Annotated in this window: 37 protein-coding genes; 7 read left to right on the top strand and 30 right to left on the bottom strand. The window is 49.0% G+C overall.

The window, feature by feature from the left end:
• The first annotated feature begins 1 nt into the window (after position 1).
• The 7 genes from G482_RS0100795 to G482_RS0100765 all read left to right on the top strand — a co-directional run bounded on the left by G482_RS0100795 (position 2) and on the right by G482_RS0100765 (position 5,359).
• The gene (locus tag G482_RS0100795) at positions 2-1,228 is read left to right on the top strand and encodes a type II secretion system F family protein (RefSeq protein ID WP_028448423.1); all 1,227 of its coding nucleotides are present in this window, start codon (positions 2-4) and stop codon (positions 1,226-1,228) included.
• Positions 1,228-2,079: a prepilin peptidase gene (locus G482_RS0100790; RefSeq protein ID WP_028448422.1), complete on the top strand. Its 852-nt coding sequence runs from the start codon at positions 1,228-1,230 to the stop codon at positions 2,077-2,079. The genes G482_RS0100795 and G482_RS0100790 overlap by 1 nt, the downstream gene beginning before the upstream one ends.
• Positions 2,069-2,716 carry a dephospho-CoA kinase gene (gene coaE / locus G482_RS16770; RefSeq protein WP_051258625.1) on the top strand — a complete coding sequence of 216 codons (648 nt, stop codon included), beginning with the start codon at positions 2,069-2,071 and terminating at the stop codon, positions 2,714-2,716. The genes G482_RS0100790 and coaE overlap by 11 nt, the downstream gene beginning before the upstream one ends.
• A gap of 13 nt (positions 2,717-2,729) precedes the next feature.
• Positions 2,730-3,488 (top strand): cell division protein ZapD, encoded by a 759-nt coding sequence (gene zapD, locus G482_RS0100780; RefSeq protein ID WP_028448421.1) that lies wholly within the window; start codon positions 2,730-2,732, stop codon positions 3,486-3,488.
• Positions 3,488-3,682, top strand: a complete 195-nt coding sequence (locus G482_RS0100775) for a DNA gyrase inhibitor YacG (protein ID WP_034618538.1) — start codon at positions 3,488-3,490, stop codon at positions 3,680-3,682. The genes zapD and G482_RS0100775 overlap by 1 nt, the downstream gene beginning before the upstream one ends.
• Before the next feature lie 94 nt (positions 3,683-3,776).
• Positions 3,777-4,529, top strand: coding sequence for a GNAT family N-acetyltransferase (locus G482_RS0100770; RefSeq protein WP_028448419.1), 753 nt, complete (start codon positions 3,777-3,779; stop codon positions 4,527-4,529).
• A 62-nt stretch (positions 4,530-4,591) separates the two neighbouring features.
• Positions 4,592-5,359: a lysophospholipid acyltransferase family protein gene (locus G482_RS0100765; RefSeq protein WP_028448418.1), complete on the top strand. Its 768-nt coding sequence runs from the start codon at positions 4,592-4,594 to the stop codon at positions 5,357-5,359.
• On the opposite strand, the gene G482_RS0100760 is transcribed toward G482_RS0100765, so the two are convergent.
• The 30 genes from G482_RS0100760 to G482_RS0100620 form a co-directional block, all read right to left on the bottom strand.
• Positions 5,316-6,143: a symmetrical bis(5'-nucleosyl)-tetraphosphatase gene (locus G482_RS0100760; RefSeq protein ID WP_028448417.1), complete on the bottom strand. Its 828-nt coding sequence runs from the start codon at positions 6,141-6,143 to the stop codon at positions 5,316-5,318. The genes G482_RS0100765 and G482_RS0100760 overlap by 44 nt on opposite strands.
• 58 nt (positions 6,144-6,201) lie before the next feature.
• Positions 6,202-6,582 carry a 50S ribosomal protein L17 gene (gene rplQ, locus G482_RS0100755; protein WP_028448416.1) on the bottom strand — a complete coding sequence of 127 codons (381 nt, stop codon included), beginning with the start codon at positions 6,580-6,582 and terminating at the stop codon, positions 6,202-6,204.
• A 26-nt stretch (positions 6,583-6,608) separates the two neighbouring features.
• Positions 6,609-7,592: a DNA-directed RNA polymerase subunit alpha gene (locus G482_RS0100750; RefSeq protein WP_034618537.1), complete on the bottom strand. Its 984-nt coding sequence runs from the start codon at positions 7,590-7,592 to the stop codon at positions 6,609-6,611.
• Between the two features lie 33 nt (positions 7,593-7,625).
• The gene (rpsD, locus tag G482_RS0100745) at positions 7,626-8,249 is read right to left on the bottom strand and encodes a 30S ribosomal protein S4 (RefSeq protein WP_028448414.1); all 624 of its coding nucleotides are present in this window, start codon (positions 8,247-8,249) and stop codon (positions 7,626-7,628) included.
• Between the two features lie 14 nt (positions 8,250-8,263).
• Positions 8,264-8,656, bottom strand: coding sequence for a 30S ribosomal protein S11 (rpsK, locus tag G482_RS0100740; RefSeq protein WP_028448413.1), 393 nt, complete (start codon positions 8,654-8,656; stop codon positions 8,264-8,266).
• Positions 8,657-8,671: 15 nt separating this feature from the next.
• Positions 8,672-9,034 carry a 30S ribosomal protein S13 gene (gene rpsM / locus G482_RS0100735; protein WP_028448412.1) on the bottom strand — a complete coding sequence of 121 codons (363 nt, stop codon included), beginning with the start codon at positions 9,032-9,034 and terminating at the stop codon, positions 8,672-8,674.
• Between the two features lie 57 nt (positions 9,035-9,091).
• Entirely contained in the window at positions 9,092-9,205 is a 114-nt protein-coding gene (gene rpmJ / locus G482_RS19945; protein WP_081986638.1) for a 50S ribosomal protein L36, read from the bottom strand.
• A gap of 223 nt (positions 9,206-9,428) precedes the next feature.
• Positions 9,429-10,733 carry a preprotein translocase subunit SecY gene (secY, locus tag G482_RS0100730; RefSeq protein WP_028448411.1) on the bottom strand — a complete coding sequence of 435 codons (1,305 nt, stop codon included), beginning with the start codon at positions 10,731-10,733 and terminating at the stop codon, positions 9,429-9,431.
• Positions 10,734-10,755: 22 nt separating this feature from the next.
• Entirely contained in the window at positions 10,756-11,190 is a 435-nt protein-coding gene (gene rplO, locus G482_RS0100725; RefSeq protein WP_028448410.1) for a 50S ribosomal protein L15, read from the bottom strand.
• A 2-nt stretch (positions 11,191-11,192) separates the two neighbouring features.
• Complete coding sequence (gene rpmD / locus G482_RS0100720) at positions 11,193-11,378, bottom strand: 50S ribosomal protein L30 (protein WP_028448409.1); 186 nt, start codon at positions 11,376-11,378, stop codon at positions 11,193-11,195.
• Entirely contained in the window at positions 11,375-11,890 is a 516-nt protein-coding gene (gene rpsE / locus G482_RS0100715) for a 30S ribosomal protein S5 (RefSeq protein ID WP_028448408.1), read from the bottom strand. The genes rpmD and rpsE overlap by 4 nt, the downstream gene beginning before the upstream one ends.
• A 19-nt stretch (positions 11,891-11,909) precedes the next feature.
• The gene (gene rplR, locus G482_RS0100710) at positions 11,910-12,263 is read right to left on the bottom strand and encodes a 50S ribosomal protein L18 (protein ID WP_028448407.1); all 354 of its coding nucleotides are present in this window, start codon (positions 12,261-12,263) and stop codon (positions 11,910-11,912) included.
• Positions 12,264-12,276: 13 nt separating this feature from the next.
• Positions 12,277-12,810, bottom strand: coding sequence for a 50S ribosomal protein L6 (gene rplF, locus G482_RS0100705; protein WP_028448406.1), 534 nt, complete (start codon positions 12,808-12,810; stop codon positions 12,277-12,279).
• Positions 12,811-12,822: 12 nt separating this feature from the next.
• On the bottom strand, positions 12,823-13,215 hold the full coding sequence (gene rpsH, locus G482_RS0100700; RefSeq protein ID WP_028448405.1) for a 30S ribosomal protein S8: 393 nt from the start codon (positions 13,213-13,215) through the stop codon (positions 12,823-12,825).
• A gap of 15 nt (positions 13,216-13,230) precedes the next feature.
• Positions 13,231-13,536, bottom strand: a complete 306-nt coding sequence (gene rpsN, locus G482_RS0100695; protein WP_028448404.1) for a 30S ribosomal protein S14 — start codon at positions 13,534-13,536, stop codon at positions 13,231-13,233.
• 7 nt (positions 13,537-13,543) lie between these two features.
• Positions 13,544-14,083 (bottom strand): 50S ribosomal protein L5, encoded by a 540-nt coding sequence (rplE, locus tag G482_RS0100690; protein WP_028448403.1) that lies wholly within the window; start codon positions 14,081-14,083, stop codon positions 13,544-13,546.
• Between the two features lie 10 nt (positions 14,084-14,093).
• Positions 14,094-14,411, bottom strand: a complete 318-nt coding sequence (rplX, locus tag G482_RS0100685) for a 50S ribosomal protein L24 (RefSeq protein WP_028448402.1) — start codon at positions 14,409-14,411, stop codon at positions 14,094-14,096.
• 11 nt (positions 14,412-14,422) lie between these two features.
• Positions 14,423-14,791, bottom strand: coding sequence for a 50S ribosomal protein L14 (rplN, locus tag G482_RS0100680; protein ID WP_028448401.1), 369 nt, complete (start codon positions 14,789-14,791; stop codon positions 14,423-14,425).
• Between the two features lie 187 nt (positions 14,792-14,978).
• On the bottom strand, positions 14,979-15,242 hold the full coding sequence (gene rpsQ, locus G482_RS0100675) for a 30S ribosomal protein S17 (protein ID WP_028448400.1): 264 nt from the start codon (positions 15,240-15,242) through the stop codon (positions 14,979-14,981).
• A 2-nt stretch (positions 15,243-15,244) separates the two neighbouring features.
• A complete protein-coding gene (gene rpmC / locus G482_RS0100670) occupies positions 15,245-15,433 on the bottom strand; it encodes a 50S ribosomal protein L29 (protein WP_028448399.1) in 189 nt (62 codons plus the stop codon).
• Positions 15,434-15,850, bottom strand: a complete 417-nt coding sequence (rplP, locus tag G482_RS0100665; RefSeq protein ID WP_028448398.1) for a 50S ribosomal protein L16 — start codon at positions 15,848-15,850, stop codon at positions 15,434-15,436.
• Complete coding sequence (gene rpsC, locus G482_RS0100660; RefSeq protein ID WP_028448397.1) at positions 15,834-16,538, bottom strand: 30S ribosomal protein S3; 705 nt, start codon at positions 16,536-16,538, stop codon at positions 15,834-15,836. The genes rplP and rpsC overlap by 17 nt, the downstream gene beginning before the upstream one ends.
• Before the next feature lie 10 nt (positions 16,539-16,548).
• Positions 16,549-16,878: a 50S ribosomal protein L22 gene (gene rplV, locus G482_RS0100655; protein ID WP_028448396.1), complete on the bottom strand. Its 330-nt coding sequence runs from the start codon at positions 16,876-16,878 to the stop codon at positions 16,549-16,551.
• A 9-nt stretch (positions 16,879-16,887) separates the two neighbouring features.
• Positions 16,888-17,163 carry a 30S ribosomal protein S19 gene (gene rpsS / locus G482_RS19940; protein ID WP_047395218.1) on the bottom strand — a complete coding sequence of 92 codons (276 nt, stop codon included), beginning with the start codon at positions 17,161-17,163 and terminating at the stop codon, positions 16,888-16,890.
• Between the two features lie 6 nt (positions 17,164-17,169).
• On the bottom strand, positions 17,170-18,003 hold the full coding sequence (rplB, locus tag G482_RS19935) for a 50S ribosomal protein L2 (RefSeq protein WP_047395215.1): 834 nt from the start codon (positions 18,001-18,003) through the stop codon (positions 17,170-17,172).
• A gap of 12 nt (positions 18,004-18,015) precedes the next feature.
• Entirely contained in the window at positions 18,016-18,321 is a 306-nt protein-coding gene (gene rplW, locus G482_RS0100640) for a 50S ribosomal protein L23 (protein ID WP_028448395.1), read from the bottom strand.
• Positions 18,318-18,938, bottom strand: a complete 621-nt coding sequence (gene rplD, locus G482_RS0100635) for a 50S ribosomal protein L4 (RefSeq protein ID WP_028448394.1) — start codon at positions 18,936-18,938, stop codon at positions 18,318-18,320. The genes rplW and rplD overlap by 4 nt, the downstream gene beginning before the upstream one ends.
• Positions 18,938-19,582 (bottom strand): 50S ribosomal protein L3, encoded by a 645-nt coding sequence (gene rplC / locus G482_RS0100630; protein ID WP_028448393.1) that lies wholly within the window; start codon positions 19,580-19,582, stop codon positions 18,938-18,940. The genes rplD and rplC overlap by 1 nt, the downstream gene beginning before the upstream one ends.
• Before the next feature lie 147 nt (positions 19,583-19,729).
• Entirely contained in the window at positions 19,730-20,041 is a 312-nt protein-coding gene (gene rpsJ, locus G482_RS0100625) for a 30S ribosomal protein S10 (RefSeq protein ID WP_028448392.1), read from the bottom strand.
• A gap of 10 nt (positions 20,042-20,051) precedes the next feature.
• Positions 20,052-20,646 (bottom strand): EF-Tu C-terminal domain-related protein (locus G482_RS0100620; protein WP_028448391.1); only part of this gene is annotated, 595 nt, incomplete at its 5' end.

Here is a 20,646-nt window from a genome sequence, read left to right as displayed (position 1 = left end):
CATGGCCACTACCAGAAGCAAGAGCCCAGCTGTGAAAGAATTCACCTTCCGCTGGGAAGGCAAAGACAGAACCAATAAAATAGTGAAAGGCGAAATGCGAGCTAGCGGCGAGAGCGTGGTCAAGAGCACATTACGCCGCCAAGGTATTAACGTCACTAGCGTGAAGAGAGTACGCTTGGGCGCAGGACGTAAAATTACAGACTTGGACATCACCATGTTCACTCGCCAATTGGCCACCATGTTGAAATCGGGTGTCCCACTGCTGACGGCCTTTGATATCGTGGCCAAGGGGCATGGCAACCCCTCCGTCACCAAACTTTTAATGGAAATTAAAACGGATATTGAAACCGGCTCATCGTTGACGCAGGCTTTTCGCAAGCACCCAATGCACTTTGACAATCTGTACTGTAACCTCGTACAGGCTGGTGAACAGGCTGGTATTCTTGACGCCTTGCTAGCGCGTCTAGCCACCTACAAAGAAAAGATTCTAGCAGTTAAAAAGAAAATCAAATCGGCGATGTTTTACCCGACCGCGGTCATTGTTGCCGCATTCGTCATCACCGCCGTGATTATGATTTTCGTAATTCCTGCTTTCAAGGAGTTATTCTCGAGTTTTGGTGCAGATCTACCAGGCCCCACGCTCTTAGTCATGGCCATTTCGGATTTCTTTGTCCAATACTGGTGGCTTATCTTCGGCGTGATTGGTGGTGGCATTTATAGCTTCCTACAAATTTGGCGCCGCTCCGAGAAGGTCCAGTTCTTTATGGATCGCCTACTCCTTAAACTGCCTGTATTCGGTGAAATTGTTAAAAACGCAACGATTGCTCGCTGGACCCGCACACTTGCGACGATGTTTGCTGCCGGTGTTCCACTGGTAGAGTCGCTCGACTCAGTCGGCGGAGCGGCAGGCAATATTATTTACAAACTCGCAACAAGCCGCATTCAGTCCGAAGTGAGCACCGGCACCAGCCTGACCACTGCAATGCAAAACGCCAATGTATTTCCCAATATGGTGTTGCAGATGACTTCGATTGGCGAAGAGTCTGGCTCTCTGGATAGCATGCTCGGTAAGGTCGCCGACTACTACGAAGAAGAAGTCGATAATGCGGTGGAAGCACTTTCCAGTCTGATGGAACCGATCATCATGGTGGTATTAGGCACCTTGATCGGTGGCTTGGTGGTAGCAATGTATCTGCCAATTTTCAAAATGGGTGCGGCGGTCGGCTAATGGATTATCTCTATGAACCGAGCATCCTGATTTGGGTCGTCGGTATTTTGGGCATATTGGTTGGCAGTTTTCTGAATGTGGTTATTCATCGTTTACCGATTATGATGGAGGCCAGTTTTAAGCAGGAATGCCAGACCTACTTCCCTGAAGCAATACAGACTGCCACCAGCGCCAAATACACATTGGTAGTACCGCGTTCTGCGTGCCCTCATTGCGGGCACCAGATCAAGGCCAGCGAGAACATCCCGGTCATCAGCTGGTTATTCCTGCAGGGCAAGTGTTCAAATTGCCAATCTGCCATCAGCATTCGTTACCCGACTGTTGAGCTGGCCACTGCCATTTTGAGTGCTTTGCTCGCTTGGAAATTTGGCCCTAGTTTGCAGCTACTCTGCGCGCTGCCTTTTGCTTGGGCTCTGATCGCGCTGATCATGATCGATGCTGATACCTATCTGCTGCCCGACTCGATCACCCTACCCTTAGTTTGGGCGGGGCTACTTGCCAATAGTTTTGCTTTGTTTACGAGCTTACCCTCGGCGGTATATGGCGCTGCATTAGGCTATTTAAGCCTTTGGAGCATATACTGGCTATTCAAGCTCGTAACAGGAAAAGAAGGGATGGGCTACGGTGACTTCAAATTACTTGCAGCGCTAGGCGCTTGGCTCGGCGCTAGTAGCTTGCCAGCGATTATCCTTCTTTCATCCTTGGCCGGAGCGGTGATCGGTATTGTGATGGTGATCGGCAAAAACCGCGGTTGGAATAAGCCATTACCCTTCGGCCCCTACCTAGGCATCGCGGGGATTTTGGCCCTGTTCTTTGGTCCAGAGCTTAACCATTTGCTGTATGGCCTCTAAGCGGCCAGTTATTGGCCTAACTGGCGGCATCGGCTCTGGTAAATCTACCTTTGCTGTAATCTGGCAACAGCTCGGCATCGGTGTCATCGATGCCGATGCACAGGCTCATCAATTAAGCCAAGCCAACTCCCCCCTGATTCCCCAAGTTGCGCAGGCTTTTGGCCCAAATGCAGTTGCACACGATGGCACATTAAATCGAGCATGGTTGCGTGATGCCGTGTTTAGTAATACCGGCGCCAAAGCCAGACTCGAATCTATTTTTCAACCGGCTATTTTGCAGGCCTGTCTGCAGGCCATCGCCATGATCGAGAGCGAATACATCATTTTTATGGTGCCGCTGCTGCATGAAACACCGAGCTTTCGTGCGCACTGCAATGCAACGGCAACCATCCTGGCAGATACCGAGCTAAGGATACGTCGCGTGATGCAACGCTCAGCCTTAAGCCGCGAAACTGTCGTATCGATTATGAATAATCAATTGGGCGATGACGAACGCGGACATCTTAGCGATTACTTGCTTTACAATAATGGGTCTAAGCTTGATATTGTGTATCAAGTAAACCGGCTTCATCGAAAAATACTGGCAGAGATCAGCAATCGCCATCCCTGCCATTTTTCCTCCCAAAGTGGAACTTGAAGGGCAGCATCACGTGATTAGCTACGAATTCCCGATCAATGAACGCATTCGCACCTTGCTGCGCCTTGAAGAGCTGTATGTGCGCACTAGCAAGCTGGTTGCCCGGGAAGATGCACTTGATCACCACATGGCCTTGCTGGGTATTTTTGAGATCATGGAAGTGGCCAGCCGTGCTGATCTGAAATCAGATCTGCTGCAAGAACTGGAACGCCAACGCCAAGCCCTAGCCGCCCTACGCAATAATCCGCATATCTCCGAAGATGCCCTTGAGCAAGTGTTGGGCGAGATTGAAATCACGCATACCAATTTACTGGATATGACCGGCAAGTTTGGCCAATACCTGCGTGAGAATGAATGGCTAATGGCCATTAAGCAACGTGTGTCCATTCCTGGTGGTGTGTGCGAGTTTGACCTGCCCTCTTATCATTACTGGCGCAAACAAAGCGCTGATCGTCGCCGTGCCGACTTGGAGCGCTGGCTAACGCCATTGCTGCCAATTAAAAACGGCCTCGATATCGTTTTGAAGCTATTGCGTGACTCAGGCAAGAGTACGCACTATACCGCCAAGGCCGGCTGTTTTCAGCAAATGTCGGGCGGCAAAACCGTGCAGATGCTGAAAGTCTCTTTACCGACCGATGTACCAGCCGTCCCCGAGCTATCTGCTAACCGTTATGCGATCAATATTCGCTTTATCGTGCCTTCGACTAGCGGCGAACGCGCCAAGGTCATCGAAACCGATCTCAACTTCACGCTAACTTATTGCAACTTGTAATGCCATCAGTACTCTGCCCGATCTGCAAAGCCCAAACTGAATACTCCACGAGCAATCCATTTCGACCTTTTTGCAGTGAGCGCTGCAAACTAATCGATCTAGGCGAATGGGCCAGCGAGAAATATCGCGTTGCCGACAGCGCCGAAGTTGATCCACTCGAGTTATTGCAGGCACAATTGCCACCCCAGCATTAAGCAGTAAGCCAAGCGCAACTCAAACATCATTTAATTTTCACCGCATAGCAATATGCGCCAGCTAACGTATGAGAAACACACGACGAGGTTTCTCATGCACCACGCCCTCACGCACAGCCATACCAGCTCACGCACCGGCAAAATCACTGTTGCCCTGGCCACTTCGAAAGATCAAATTCGCGCCGCACAAGCCCTGCGCTATCGCATCTTTGCAGATGAAATGGGCGCCAAACTCAACACCAAAGAGTTCGGGATTGATGAAGATCTGTTCGATGCCTATTGCGACCACTTGATCGCCATGAATGATGAAACCGGTGAAGTTGTGGGCACCTATCGCATCTTGCCGCCACATCAAGCGAAAAAAGTAGGCAGCTATTATTCAGATATCGAATTCGATCTGACGCGTTTACAACACATCCGTCCGCAGCTGGTTGAATTTGGTCGTTCCTGTGTCGATGCCAACTACCGCACGGGCTCTACCATCGCCCGCTTATGGGCAGGTTTATCGCAATACATGCGGCAAAACAACTATCAATACATGATGGGTTGCGCTTCCATCCCGCTTTCGGATGGTGGCCACCGGGCTACGAGCTTATACAACCAACTTAAAGCTGCATCTTACGCCCCGATTGAATGGCGAGTTTTTCCCCGCCATCCATTGCCACTAGCCGGCTTGGCAGGGCAAATCGAAGTCGAAATCCCGCCTTTGATTAAAGGCTATATCAAGGCCGGCGCAATGGTGTGCGGCGAACCGGCGTGGGACCCTGACTTCAACTCAGCAGACTTTTTCATGCTACTGCCAATGAATGCCTTGAATGCACGCCATGTGCGACACTTTAGCCGTTAAGCTCTACGGCAATGGCACATTCCGCTAAACTGTAAGGCAACTGGTATTAAATTAGAGCAGCAATGAAATATCTTCAGCGTGGCCTGCAGCTGGCCTTACTCCTTGCGAGCGGCCTGTTTCAGGTCACATTTGTTTTGCCACGACTCAGTTATCAACAACGTGGCGCCAAGATTAAACAATGGTCATTGAAGCTGATTGCAGTGTTCGATCTGCAATTAGAAATCCACGGCCAAATCAACACCCAGGCCGGCAATCTACTTTATGCTGGCAATCATATTTCGTGGCTTGATATATTCGCACTCAAAAGCCAGTTCCATTCAGGTTTTGTCGCTAAATCTGAAATTGCAGGCTGGCCATTAGTCGGCCGACTCTGCCAAGGCGCTGGCACATTCTTTATTAATCGGCAACGCATCAAAGACACCAAACTCGTTAACGAGCAGATTAGTGCAGCAATGCGTGCGGGCGAATGTATTAGCTTTTTCCCTGAAGGCACTACCAGCAACGGCCGCCAAGTGTTACCGTTCAAAGGCTCGCTGATTCAAGCTGTGATGAATTCTGGAGGCACCATTCAGCCGTTTTACCTGAACTACACACTGAACGGCAAACAAACTGACTTGGCTGCCTACATCGACGATATTAGCTTTGAGCAATCGATGCATACGTTGATGAAACACTCTGGGCTGGTGTTTCATCTCTACTATCTGCCGCCAATCAGCATTACTGGCAAAACTCGCGCCGAGCTCACCGGCGAATTACAGCATGTGATTGAACAACAGCATCATGCTTTCATGCTTCAATATGCTGATACGCAGCCAAAGCAGCTTGGCTAAAGAGCTCACCAGTTTCTAAGCAAAAGGCCGTTAAAGCGCCACCCCAGACACAACCACTATCCAAGGCCACATATGCAGGCGTTTTGCGCACACCAAGCGCGGACCAATGCCCAAACAAAACAGGGGCAGCTGCATTGCCTAACTGTTCTCGCACCACAAACCAAGGTTGCAAATTGTGCGGAGCAGTATCCAACTCGCCTTTAAATTTAAAGTCGAGTTTGCCATCCGGCTCGCAAAAGCGCATACGAGTAAAACTATTAATGGCAAAACGGAATAAGCCTTCCTCGTCATCATTGATATCAAACCGACGTGGTTTATTGCCATACATTGCGGCAAACCATAGCTTGCGTTCAGCAGAACTATATCGCTCTCGGGCAAAGTTAGCCCAATACCCTCCCTCAGTATCACCCCAAACGGGATTGATACCGGCGTGGCTGAGCATATACCCCTGACGTTTCAGTAATAAAGGTTGCTGCAGCAGCCACTCACACCAACTTTCGCAGTCAGGATCAGCAAGTATCTCAGCTAAGGTATCCAAGCCCTTAGGCTGCGCGAAACCAAGCCAACACGCCAGCAGATGCAAGTCATGATTGCCAAGCACGAGTTCAACATGGTCACGATGCGTATACGCCCATGCCAACACCTCACGCGAGCCGGGGCCACGGTTGACTAAATCACCTAAGAAAATCAGCCGATCTTCTGCCGGATTAAAGCGCACTAGTGCAAGAAGGCGGCTGAACTCTGCAAAACAGCCTTGTACATCACCGATTACATAGGTAGCCATAAAATCCACACAAAGAAAAAGCCGACCTAGAAAGGTCGGCTTTTCATTTTGAAACTACTTATTCAGCAGCTTCAACTTCTTCCGGGCGGTCAACCAGCTCAACATACGCCATAGGCGCGTTGTCGCCAACACGGAAACCACATTTCAGGATACGCAGATAGCCGCCGTTACGTGCAGCATAGCGTGGACCCAGAACGTCGAACAGTTTAACCACGATCTCGCGATCACGAGTGCGGTCAAATGCCAGACGGCGGTTAGCCAATGAAGGTTTTTTACCCAGAGTAATCAAGGGCTCAGCCACGCGACGCAGTTCTTTCGCTTTTGGCAGAGTGGTTTTGATTACTTCGTGCTTCAACAAGGCATTAGCCAAGTTGCGCAACATCGCCAGACGATGGCTCGACGTGCGATTCAGTTTACGATTAGAAAGACGATGACGCATTTGTCAATTCCTTTGCTAGTACCAGCTTAAGGCTTATCTAAGCCAGCTGGTGGCCAGTTTTCAAGGCGCATGCCAAGGCTAAGGCCTTTGGAAGCCAAGACCTCTTTGATCTCGTTCAACGATTTACGACCCAAGTTAGGCGCTTTAAGCAACTCGGTTTCGGTACGTTGAATCAGATCGCCGATGTAATAGATGTTTTCCGCTTTCAAGCAGTTCGCTGAACGTACGGTCAACTCGAGATCATCTACTGGACGCAGCAGAATCGGATCGATGGTGACTTGTGGCTCAACTACTTTCTCTTCTTGCGTACCTTCCAGATCAGCAAATACGCCGAGCTGGTCGATCAGCATACGCGCGGCCTGACGCACAGCCTCATCCGGCTCGATTACGCCATTGGTTTCAATGTCGATAATCAGACGGTCAAGATCAGTACGCTGTTCAACACGTGCGCTTTCAACTTGATAGCTCACGCGGCGGATAGGGCTGAATGAAGCATCCAGGATGATAGTCCCGATAGAACGGCCTTCATCTTTGTTCAGACGAGCAGGTGCAGGCTGATAGCCGCGACCTTTCTCGACAGTGATTTCCATGCTCAGCTTGCCACCCGCAGACAGGTGCGCAATGACATGATCAGGGTTAATCACCTCTACATCATGCGGCAACTGAATGTCGGAAGCCTTGACGACACCCTCACCCTCTTTTGTCAGGGTAAGAGTGACAGAATCCCGACCATGCAGTTTCAGCACAACGCCTTTCAGGTTCAACAGGATATCGACTACGTCTTCCTGTACGCCATCCAATGCGGAATATTCGTGAACTACACCGTCAATCTTAACTTCGGTCGGTGCGTAACCGGCCATTGAAGAAAGAAGAATCCGGCGAAGCGCATTACCGAGAGTATGGCCATAACCACGCTCAAACGGCTCCATAACGACCTTAGCGTGAGCTTGAGCCAGAGCCTGCACATCAATAATGCGCGGTTTGAGCAACTCGTTTGCGTTAATTTGCATAAGTCAGTATCCCTTGCCAACTGGTTCAGGTTATTACTTGGAGTAGAATTCAACTACCAGCGATTCATTGATATCGCTAGACAGATCTGAACGCTCTGGCATGTTTTTGAACACGCCTTCCATTTTTTTAGCATCAACCTGTACCCAGCTCGGGAAGCCAATGCCTTCAGCCAAGCTCAACGCTTCCTGAATACGTACTTGCTTCTTAGCTTTTTCACGTACGGCAACAACATCACCCGCTTTCACTTGGAAAGAAGGAATGTTTACAACATTACCGTTAACGGTGATTGACTTGTGGGAAACCAGTTGACGAGATTCGGCACGAGTAGAGCCGTATCCCATACGATAAACTACGTTGTCCAGACGGCTTTCCAGCAGCTTCAACAGGTTCTCACCAGTTGAACCTTTGCGGCGAGCAGCCTCTTCAAAGTAGCGACGGAACTGACGTTCCAGCACGCCGTAAATGCGACGGATCTTTTGCTTTTCGCGCAGATGTACGCCGTAGTCCGACAGACGCGTATTTTTCTTAGCGCCATGCTGGCCTGGGGCTTGTTCCAGCTTGCACTTGCTGTCGAGCGAACGACGAGCGCTTTTCAAGAACAGATCCGTGCCTTCGCGGCGTGCAAGTTTGCACTTGGGTCCAATATAACGAGCCATTTCTTACTCCGAAATTAGATACGACGCTTTTTCGCAGGACGGCAGCCGTTGTGCGGAACAGGCGTCACATCCGAGATACTGGTAATTTTGAAGCCCAGTGCGTTCAAAGCGCGCACTGATGATTCACGACCAGGGCCCGGACCCTTGATGCGTACTTCGAGGTTTTTAACACCATATTCTTGGGCAACTTTACCAGCAGCTTCTGCAGCAACCTGTGCGGCAAAAGGTGTACTTTTACGAGAGCCCTTAAAACCAGCACCGCCCGAGGTAGCCCAAGATAAAGCATTGCCTTGGCGATCAGTGATGGTAATGATCGTGTTATTGAAGGAAGCGTGAACGTGCACGATACCTTCAGACACGCTCTTTTTGACTTTCTTACGTACACGAGCTGTGTTTGCTTTAGCCATAATTTATGTCCTTAATTACTTCTTGCCAGCGATGGCTTTACGCGGACCCTTACGAGTGCGCGCGTTAGTTTTAGTACGCTGACCGCGAACCGGCAGGCCTTTGCGATGGCGGAAGCCACGATAGCAGCCAAGGTCCATCAGACGCTTGATGCTCATAGTGATTTCACGACGCAGATCACCTTCAACGGTGAATTTGCCTACTTCGTCGCGCAGTTTGTCAAGTTCAGCTTCACTGAGATCTTTAACTTTCTTGCTAGGCTCAATAGCAGTAGCAGCACAAATCGCTTTAGCGCGAGTTTGGCCGATACCGTAAATTGCCTGCAGACCGATCACAGTATGCTGATGATTAGGGATATTAACCCCAGCAATACGGGCCATACTTCTTACCCCAGGTTAAAAAGTCTTGGATTATTGTCTAGGAAATTGGCGAACCAATTAACCTTGACGCTGCTTGTGCCGTGGGTCGGTGCAGATTACGCGCACAATACGATTGCGGCGAATAATCTTGCAGTTACGGCAGATTTTCTTGACCGATGCTTGAACTCTCATGGTCTATCCTTTGGGAACAAAGAAAAATCCCAGTCAACAAAAGCATTGACTGGAATACGATGCGCCTACTGTCCCTGACTGCACCAATTCCAGAGCGCAATCGAATTCCAGTAAAGCCCACGACTATAACACACCGCAGAACTTATGGAAAGACGAACAATAGCCACACGTCAGTTAAGATGCCCAGCATATAGCTGGGCATCCAATTAAAACAGCACAACGTTTAGTTCTTGAAGTTTGCCTTTTTGAGCAGACTCTCATACTGGTGCGACATAATGTATGACTGCATCTGTGCCATAAAGTCCATTGTCACCACCACCAAGATCAGCAGCGAAGTACCACCAAAGTAGAATGGAACATTCCACTTCAAAATCAAAAACTCAGGAATCAAACATACTACAGTGATGTACACGGCACCAATCAGAGTCAATTTCATGATCAGTTTTTCAATGTACTTCGCTGTGTGATCACCTGGGCGATAACCAGGAATCATGGCACCACTTTTCTTCAGGTTTTCAGCCGTTTCACGTGGGTTAAACACCAGCGCAGTGTAGAAAAAGCAGAAGAAAATAATCGCAGCAGCATAGAGCAGCACATACAGCGGCTGACCAGGATGCAACTTATCACCAATCGACTTCAGCCAATAGAAATGCTCGCTATTACCAGTCCAAGACAAAACAGTGGCTGGGAATAGAATAATTGATGAGGCAAAAATGGGTGGAATTACACCAGCCATATTGAGCTTCAACGGCAGATGCGAGCTCTGCGCTTGCATCAGGCGATTACCAACTTGGCGTTTGGCATATTGTACAGGCACTTTGCGTTGGCCACGCTCAACAAATACCACAGCGGCAGTAAGGAGCACCACACCAACAAAAAGGAATAACACCAACAAGATAGGCAGGGAACCTTGGCTAGTCAGCTCAAGTGTTTTCCCAATTGCACCAGGTACACCAGCGGCAATACCTGCACAAATAATGATCGAAATACCATTCCCAAGGCCACGCTCAGTGATTTGCTCACCCAGCCACATCAGGAACATCGTGCCAGTAACCAAGCTAACCATGGTCACAGCAACAAAAAGCCATTGATCCAGCACCACTAAATTAGGCTGGCGATACAGCATCATCGCAATACCGAAACTCTGAGCGCTCGCCAAGAGAACGGTAAAGTAGCGGGTGTACTGAGTAATCTTACGACGACCAGCCTCACCCTCTTTCTTCAACTGCTTCAAGTTAGGCAGAACTTCACCCGCCAGCTGAATGATAATCGAGGCCGAAATATACGGCATGATACCAATCGCAAACACGGTGAAGCGTGACAAAGCACCACCAGAGAACATATTGAACATATTCAACAGGCCAGTCTGTGAAGACTGGAACAAGTTGGCAAGCTCAACAGGATTGATCCCAGGTACCGGGATATGAGCACCGATGCGATATACAATCAGTGCACCAACTACAAACCAGATTCTCTTTTTGAGATCAGCAAATTTACTTGCTGACCCAGCAATAGCGGGATTTGCCACGTTCTGCCTAAACCTTTAAAAATTACTCTGCTACAGAACCACCAGCAGCTTCGATCGCAGCTTTGGCGCCTTTAGTGGCAGCAACACCTTTCAGTGTTACAGCGCGGCTAATTTCACCAGAGAGGATCACTTTGCAGCTGATTGCGTGCTGAGAAATCAGACCAGCTTGAACCAGGCTCAGCATGTCGATCTCATTGATCGGCAGAGCTTGCAGTTCAGCCAGAGTAACTTCAGCATTTTTGCCTTGAGCCAGTGATTTAAAGCCACGTTTTGGCAGACGACGCTGCAGAGGCATTTGACCGCCTTCAAAACCCACTTTATGGAAACCACCAGAACGAGACTTCTGACCTTTGTGACCACGACCTGCAGTCTTACCCAAGCCAGAGCCAATACCACGACCAACGCGTTTTGCAGCGTGTTTAGCACCAACGCCTGGGTTCAGGTTATTGAGTTCCATGATTAACCCTCCACCTTCAGCAGATAGCTGATCTTATTGATCATGCCGCGGTTTTCAGGCGTATCAATAACTACAGACGAGCTGTTAGTTTTACGCAAGCCCAGACCACGCGCACACGCTTTATGTGACTCCAGACGGCCAATCAGGCTTTTAACCAGAGTTACTTTAACTGTTTTCACGTCGCTCATTGTGCACCCCCGAGAATTTCTTCTACGGATTTACCACGCTTAGCAGCGATCTCAGCTGGCGTATGCAGCTTAGACAAACCATCCAGAGTCGCACGAACGATATTGTATGGGTTGGTCGAGCCGTGGCATTTAGCAGTAATGTTATGAATACCCATTACTTCAAATACAGCACGCATAGGACCACCAGCAATAATACCGGTACCTTCTGGGGCTGGCTGCAAGAATACAGTAGTTGCACCGTGTTTACCGAACACTGTGTGCTGCACTGTACCATTGCGCAGATTTACTTTGATCATTTTGCGACGGGCTTCTTCCATCGCTTTTTGTACGGCTACCGGCACTTCTTTTGACTTGCCTTTACCCATACCAACGCCGCCATCGCCGTCACCGACAACAGTCAACGCTGCAAAACCAAGAATACGACCGCCTTTAACGACTTTGGTAACGCGATTTACGCTTACCATCTTCTCACGAAGGCCGTCCTGACGATCTTCAATTTCGTTCTTAGCCATATTTAAACTCCAAACTCAATTAGAAGACGAGGCCAGCTTCACGAGCCGCATCAGCCAGTGCTTTTACACGGCCGTGGTATTTGAAACCTGAGCGATCGAAAGCTACGTTTTGCACGCCAGCAGCTTTTGCTTTTTCAGCGATCAGCTTGCCAACTGCAACCGCACTTGCAACGTTGCCGCCATTCTTCACTTCACCACGCACTGCAGCCTCAACGGTGCTAGCTGATGCCAATACTTGGCTACCAGTTGCATCGAAGATTTGTGCATAGATATGGCTATTCGTGCGATGAACAGACAAACGTGCAACTTTAAGCTCCGCAATTTTGGCACGGGTTTTACGTGCACGACGGAGTCTGCTTTGATTCTTATCCATGATTCAGCCTCGATTACTTCTTCTTGGTTTCTTTAATCACCACAACTTCGTCCGAGTAACGAACGCCCTTGCCTTTGTATGGCTCTGGCGAACGATAAGCGCGGATTTCAGCAGCGACTTGACCGAGAAGTTGTTTATCGGCACCCTTCAGAATGATTTCAGTCTGAGAAGGGGTTTCACATTTGATGCCAGCTGGCATTGGATGCGCAACAGGGTGAGAGAAACCCAGTGACAGGTTCAGCACATCACCTTGTGCTTGCGCACGATAACCAACACCAACCAACGTCAGTTTGCGCTCAAAGCCTTTGTTAACACCATTTACCATGTTGTTAACCAGAGCGCGCAATGTGCCTGACATTGAACGGGCAAATTTGCTATTGCCATTAGCAGCAAATGTCACGTTACCGTCTTTAACTTCGACAGCAACATCAGCCACCACCGGTTGAGCCAAAGTACCTTGCGGGCCTTTAACTACGATTTGACCAGCGTCGACTTTAACTTCAACGCCGGCCGGAATTGCTACTGGATTCTTAGCTACGCGAGACATTGTGACACCTCATCAAGCAACGATGCACAGCAACTCGCCGCCAATACCATTGGCACGTGCTTTGCGGTCGGTCATCACACCCTTGGAAGTAGACAAGATTGCCACACCAAGACCATTCATTACGCTAGGAATCTCGCCGCTACCACGGTAGTCGCGCAGACCAGGCTTAGACACACGGTCAAGACGCTCAATAACTGGGCGACCTGCGTAGTATTTCAGCTCAATAGTCAGTACCGGCTTAACGTCACCAGTAACAACGAAAGATTCAACATAACCTTCTTCGTGCAGTACTTTAGCGATAGCCACTTTCAGTTTTGAAGAAGGCATTACCACCGAAGCTTTTTCTGCACGCTGAGCGTTACGGATACGAGTCAGCATATCGGCGATAGGATCATGCATTGCCATGTTTTAGTTCTCCTATTACCAGCTAGCTTTAACAAGACCTGGAATCTCGCCTTTGAAAGCAAGATCACGCAGTTTGCTACGACCCAGACCGAACTTACGGAATACACCGCGGGCACGGCCAGTCAATTGACAACGATTACGCAGACGAACTGGCGAAGAATTCCGTGGCAGTTGCTGCAATTTCAGGCGGGCTTGGAATTGCTCTTCCTCACTCACCTTGCTGTCGTTAATAATTGCCAGAAGCTTTTCACGCTTGGCTGCGAATTTAGCAACCGCAGCTTCACGCTTGGCTTCACGATTAATCAGTGCAAGTTTAGCCATGATCGCCTCAATTCTTGAACGGGAACTTGAAGGCAGCGAGCAGAGCGCGCGCTTCTTCGTCAGTTTTAGCCGTAGTAGTAATGGTGATATTCATACCGCGCAGAGCATCGATCTTGTCGTATTCGATCTCTGGGAAAATGATCTGCTCTTTCACACCCATGTTGAAATTGCCACGACCATCAAATGATTTGCCACCAACACCACGGAAGTCACGTACACGTGGCAGAGCCACAGTAACCAGACGATCCAAGAACTCGTACATACGCTCACGACGCAGAGTTACTTTACAACCTACTGGATAGCCATCACGAATTTTGAAGCCAGCAATTGATTTTTTAGCTTTAGTCACTACAGCCTTTTGGCCGGTGATTTTTTGCATATCGCCAACTGCGAATTCCATTACTTTCTTATCAGCAACTGCCTCGCCCACACCCATATTTACGGTGATTTTTTCGATACGAGGAACTTCCATCACTGACTTGTAACCGAATTGCTTAATCAATTCAGGAACAATTTTGCTTTCGTAGATTTCTTGAAAACGTGCCATTGCCATCCCCTTACGCGCCAACTACTTCGCCGCTAGACTTGAACACGCGCACTTTCTTGCCGTCTTCAATCTTGAAGCCAACGCGATCTGCTTTGCCAGTTTTAGCATTGAAAATAGCTACATTAGATACGTGAACTGGCATAGTCAGCTCAACGATACCACCCTGAACACCGCGCATTGGGTTTGGCTTTTGGTGTTTCTTAACTACGTTAACACCCTCTACCACAACACGATCAGAAGCAGGCAGAGCACGGACAACAACACCACGCTTACCTTTATCTTTACCGGTCAGAACAACGACTTCGTCGCCTTTACGAATCTTATTCATTACCCTACTCCTTACAGCACTTCTGGAGCCAGGGAAACAATCTTCATAAAGCGCTCGCTACGCAATTCGCGTGTCACTGGCCCGAAGATACGTGTGCCGATTGGCTCGAGTTTGTTGTTCAACAATACAGCTGCATTGCCATCAAATTTGATGAGTGCGCCATCTGCACGGCGAACGCCTTTAGCAGTGCGAACAACAACGGCGTTGTAAACATCGCCCTTTTTCACACGACCACGTGGAGCCGCATCCTTGATGCTCACCTTGATGATGTCACCGATAGATGCGTAACGACGCTTTGAGCCGCCCAATACTTTGATGCACATCACTGTGCGTGCACCAGTATTGTCAGCAACCTCAAGCTTGGATTGCATTTGAATCATTTAAAAGCCTCCAACTTAATCCGCCTAATCGCCCGGAGAACCAGGTGCCCGGTCGAGCCGAGCCAATAGCGGCCAGTTTTGGATCCCGAAGGGAAAACACGAGTCAAATTTCTGACTCGCAAGGAAAACGGGCATTCTACACAAGTTAGAATGCCCGCACAAGCACTAAGTGTTATTTTTCAATAAATTAAATAACGCGTGCTTTTTCGACCAGAGCCGTAACCACCCAAGACTTAGTCTTAGACAGAGGACGACCCTCTTCGATTGTCACCACATCACCTTCGCCGTATTGGTTCAGCTCATCGTGAGCGTGGTATTTTTTAGATTGACGAACCATTTTCCCGTACAGTGGATGACGCACCAGGCGCTCTACCAATACGGTTACTGTTTTGTCCATCTTATTGCTAACAACACGACCGGTCAGCGTACGTTTGAGTTTAGTTTCGCTCATGCTTATGCCGCCTTCTGTGACAGAACAGTCAATACACGCGCAATATCTTTACGCACGCGTTTCAGTTCACTGGTTTTTGCCAATTGGCCAGTCGCATGCTGCATGCGCAGACTAAACTTAGCCTTCAGCAGTGACGTCAATTCAGCTTTCAGCTCTTCGACAGTCTTCTGTTGCAGTTCACTAGCTTTCATTTATTGCCCCACTTGGCGAGAAACGAATGTAACTGCAAATGGCAACTTGGCAGAAGCCAAGCGGAACGCTTCACGAGCCACTTCTTCAGATACACCGTTCAATTCGTACAGTACTTTACCTGGCTGAATCTCAGCTACGTAATAGTCAGGAGAACCTTTCCCCCCACCCATACGCACTTCGGCAGGCTTAGTCGAAATCGGCTTGTCTGGGAATACACGAATCCAAACGCGACCACCACGCTTGATATAACGGGTGATTGCACGACGAGCAGATTCAATCTGACGCGCAGTCAAACGACCACGGCTAGTTGCCTTCAGACCAAACTCACCGAAAGCTACTGTGTTACCACGAGTCGCGATACCAGTGTTACGGCCTTTCTGGACCTTACGGAATTTAAGTCTAGTTGGCTGCAGCATTTCGTGGCCCCTTACGTGGTTTCTTCTGGGTTTCTACAGGTTCAGCCGCGAATTTTTCGCCTGGCTTAACTTCACCCTTATAAACCCAAACTTTCACACCGATGATACCGTAGGTCGTTTTTGCTTCAGAAGTTGCGTAGTCGATATCGGCACGCAGAGTATGCAAAGGCACGCGGCCTTCACGATACCACTCAGTACGAGCGATCTCGATACCATTCAGACGACCTGAAGACATGATCTTGATACCTTGTGCACCCAAACGCATTGCATTCTGCATCGCACGTTTCATCGCGCGGCGGAACATCACACGTTTTTCAAGCTGAGAAGTGATGCTATCAGCAATGATTTGCGCATCAATCTCTGGCTTACGAACTTCTTCAATGTTCACATGTACTGGCACGTTCAAGATCTTTTGCAGCTGAGCCTTCAGCTGCTCGATATCTTCACCTTTTTTACCAATCACTACGCCCGGACGAGCTGAGTAGATGGTCACTTTCGCGTTTTTAGCTGGGCGCTCAATCACTACACGGCTAACAGCAGCACCGGCCAATTTCTTTTTCAAGAAATCCCGCACCTCGATGTCTTCATTCAACATCTTGGCAAAACTGCTGCTGTTGGCGTACCAACGAGAAGACCAGTTTTTAGTAACAGGCAGACGGAAGCCTGTTGGATGAATTTTCTGACCCATCAGTAGCTCCTTAATCGCCAACAGTGAGTGTAATGTGACAAGTTTGCTTCTCGATACGATTGCCGCGGCCTTTAGCTCGAGCAGCAAATCGTTTCAGCGAAGGGCCTTTGTCTACATAGATTGTTTTCACTTTGAGGGTGTCGATATCCGCACCTTCATTGTGCTCAGCATTGGCAATTGCCGATTCAAGCACTTTCTTGATCAGAACAGCGCCTTTTTTCGGGCAGAAAGTCAGAATATTCAGCGCCTGCTCTACGGGCTTGCCACGAACCAAGTCTGCGACAAGACGTGCTTTCTGAGCCGAGAGGCGAGTGTTGCTTAGTACAGCAGATACTTGCATGTCTTCACCTTATCGCTTAGATTTTTTGTCCGCGGCATGGCCTTTGAAAGTACGGGTCAGCGCAAACTCACCCAACTTATGGCCTACCATGTTTTCATTCACATAGACTGGAACGTGCTGTTTACCGTTGTGCACAGCGATGGTCAAACCAACGAAGTCTGGCAGGATGGTAGAACGACGAGACCAAGTTTTCACTGGACGTTTGTCGTTATTGGCACGGACTGCTTCTACTTTTTTCAGCAGATGCAGATCAACGAATGGACCTTTTTTAACGGAACGAGCCATTATTCATTACCCCTTGTTCGCGAAACGACGACGAACAATCATGTTGTCCGTACGCTTGTTACGACGAGTACGATAGCCTTTAGTAGGTTGACCCCATGGGCTAACTGGCACACGACCTTCACCAGTACGACCCTCACCACCACCGTGCGGGTGATCAACCGGGTTCATCGCAGTACCACGAACAGTTGGACGAATACCCAACCAGCGCTTAGCACCAGCCTTACCGTATGAACGAAGAGAATGCTCTGCATTACCCACTTCACCGATCGTTGCGCGGCAATCAACGTGCACCTTACGGATCTCACCTGAGCGCAGACGCAATTGAGCGTACGCACCTTCACGAGCCAGCAACTGTACAGCAGCGCCAGCTGAGCGAGCTAATTGCGCGCCTTTACCAGGTTGCAATTCGATGCAATGAATAGTTGAACCCACTGGAATATTGCGGATAGGCAGAGTGTTACCTGATTTGATCGGTGCTTCTGAACCCGATACTACAGTAGCACCAACTACCAAGCCTTTAGGGGCAATAATGTAGCGGCGTTCGCCATCTGCATAGCACAGCAATGCAATATGCGCAGTGCGGTTTGGATCGTATTCAATACGTTCAACTTTCGCTACGATGCCATCTTTATTGCGACGGAAGTCGATCAAGCGGTAGTGCTGCTTGTGACCACCACCGATATGGCGTGTAGTGATATGACCGTTATTATTACGACCACCAGTTTTTGATTTTTTCACCAGCAAAGGTGCGTAAGGCGCGCCTTTGTGCAGATCTTCGTTAACAACCTTAACTACTGCGCGGCGACCTGGAGAGGTAGGTTTTACTTTAACCAAAGCCATTATTCAGACTCCTTATTGCGCAGCAGCCAGATCAATTTCTTGACCCGCCACAAGGCTAACATACGCTTTTTTCCAGTCTTTACGACGACCAGCTGTGCGGCCAAAGCGTTTGGTTTTACCCTTCACATTAACAGTTGTGACTGCGTCCACTTTCACTTTGAACAGCAATTCAACTGCAGCTTTAATTTCAGCCTTAGTTGCATCAGTTGCAACACGGAAAACAACTTGCTCAGCTTTTTCAGCCAGCATGGTGCTTTTTTCCGATACAACTGGAGCAAGAATTACTTGCAACAGGCGATTTTCGGCGATTTTGATCATGCAAACATCTCCTCAAGAGCCTGCAGCGCATCACGAGTCAGCACTACTTTTTTGAAGCGAACCAGGCTAACTGGATCAGCTTGCGATGGCTCAAGTACCAAAACATGCGGCAGATTGCGCGAAGCGAGGTACAGATTTTCACTCAGTTCTTTGGTGATAATCAGCACGTTATCCAGCTGCAGATCAGCTAGCTTCTGAGCAAAAGCCTTAGTTTTTGGAGTTTCAACATCAAAAGAATCAACCACCAACAGACGCTCTTCGCGCACCAATTGCGAGAAAATCGTCGCAATACCGGCACGGTACATCTTGCGGTTTACTTTTTGAGAGAAATTCTCATCAGGGCTATTTGGGAACGCACGACCACCACCACGCCACAGCGGAGAAGACGACATACCAGCACGAGCACGGCCCGTACCTTTTTGACGCCAAGGCTTTTTGGTTGAGTGTTTTACATCAGTGCGATCTTTCTGCGCACGATTACCACTGCGTGCATTTGCAAAATACGCAGTTACAACCTGGTGCACCAGAGCTTCGCTAAACTCACGACCGAACAGTGCATCCGAACCTGCAACTGCCGCCTGAGCTTCACCTTTCAGATTTACAGATTTCAGTTCCATTACGCACCCACCTTCACGCCTGGACGGACAATGACTTGATTGCCTTTAGAACCTGGCACACCGCCCTTAACCAACAGCAGTTGACGCTCTACATCAACACGTACAACTTCCAGATTTTGCACGGTACGCTTCACATTACCCAACTGACCGGCCATGCGCTTACCTGGGAATACACGACCAGGATCTTGCGCCATACCAATCGAACCAGGCGAACGGTGCGAAACCGAGTTACCGTGTGATTCACGATTAGAGCTAAAGTGGTGACGTTTGATTGGACCAGCAAAACCCTTACCTTGGGTGGTGCCAGTTACATCAACAATCTGACCTACACTAAACAACTCAACTGACAGAGTATCGCCGGCTTTCAGATCCGCGATTTTGTCAGCCGCCAGACGAAACTCAACTAGAGCTTCACCAGCTTCTACACCAGCTTTAGCAAAATGACCTGCTTCAGCTTTATTTACACGACCAGCTTTCTTAGCGCCGAAAGTAACTTGAACAGCTGAATAGCCATCCACTTCTTCGGTTTTAATTTGCGTGACGCGGTTTGCAGCCATTTCCAGCACTGTTACTGGAACAGACACGCCGTCCTCAGCAAAAATGCGGGTCATGCCGACTTTGCGACCTACAAGACCTAAGCTCATAGTTATTCCCTTTATCAAGGGCCAGTTACGATTGACTGGCTATGACCATTAAAAAATAAACGGACTTGCCACCACCTGATGGCAAGTCCGCGATACTACCACACTAAATCCTTATAAGGCAAGCACTTATATGCCCGCCAATAAGGATTAGTTCAGTTTGATTTCTACATCTACACCAGCTGGCAAGTCCAGCTTCATCAACGCATCAACAGTTTTATCTGTTGGGTCAACGATATCCATCATGCGCAGGTGAGTGCGAATTTCGAACTGGTCACGCGACGTTTTGTAAACGTGCGGCGAACGCAGCACATCAAAACGCTCGATTTTAGTTGGCAAAGGAACCGGGCCTTTCACCACAGCGCCAGTGCGTTTTGCAGTCTCAACGATCTCTTGCGCAGAGCGGTCGATCAAAGAGTAGTCAAACGCTTTCAGGCGGATACGGATTTTTTGGTTTTGCATATCCAAATCCTTATTCGATGATCTTAGCTACAACGCCGGCACCAACGGTACGGCCACCTTCACGAATCGCAAAGCGCAGACCTTGCTCCATCGCGATCGGGGCGATCAGCGTTACAGTGATCGATACGTTGTCACCTGGCATAACCATTTCAGTGCCTTCTGGCAGAGAAATCGCGCCAGTTACGTCCGTAGTACGGAAGTAGAACTGAGGACGGTAGTTGCTGAAGAATGGAGTGTGACGACCACCCTCTTCTTTAGACAATACGTAGATCTCAGAAGTGAACTTGGTGTGCGGAGTGATTGAGCCTGGTTTAGACAGAACTTGACCACGCTGAACTTCTTCACGCTTCGTTCCACGCAGCAGCGCGCCGATGTTGTCACCTGCTTGACCTTGGTCCAGCAGCTTACGGAACATCTCAACACCAGTACAAGTGGTCTTGATAGTTGGAACGATACCAACGATCTCGATCTCTTCACCTACTTTGATGATACCGCGCTCAACACGACCAGTAACTACAGTACCACGACCAGAGATCGAGAATACGTCCTCAACTGGCATCAGGAAGGTACCATCCACTGCGCGCTCTGGCAGAGGAATGTAAGTA

Origin of the sequence: Chitinibacter tainanensis DSM 15459, assembly GCF_000429785.1 — a bacterium.
GTDB lineage: Bacteria > Pseudomonadota > Gammaproteobacteria > Burkholderiales > Chitinibacteraceae > Chitinibacter > Chitinibacter tainanensis.
The sequence above is the reverse complement of the archived record's forward strand: the minus strand, read 5'-3'. Positions and strand labels throughout refer to the sequence as shown.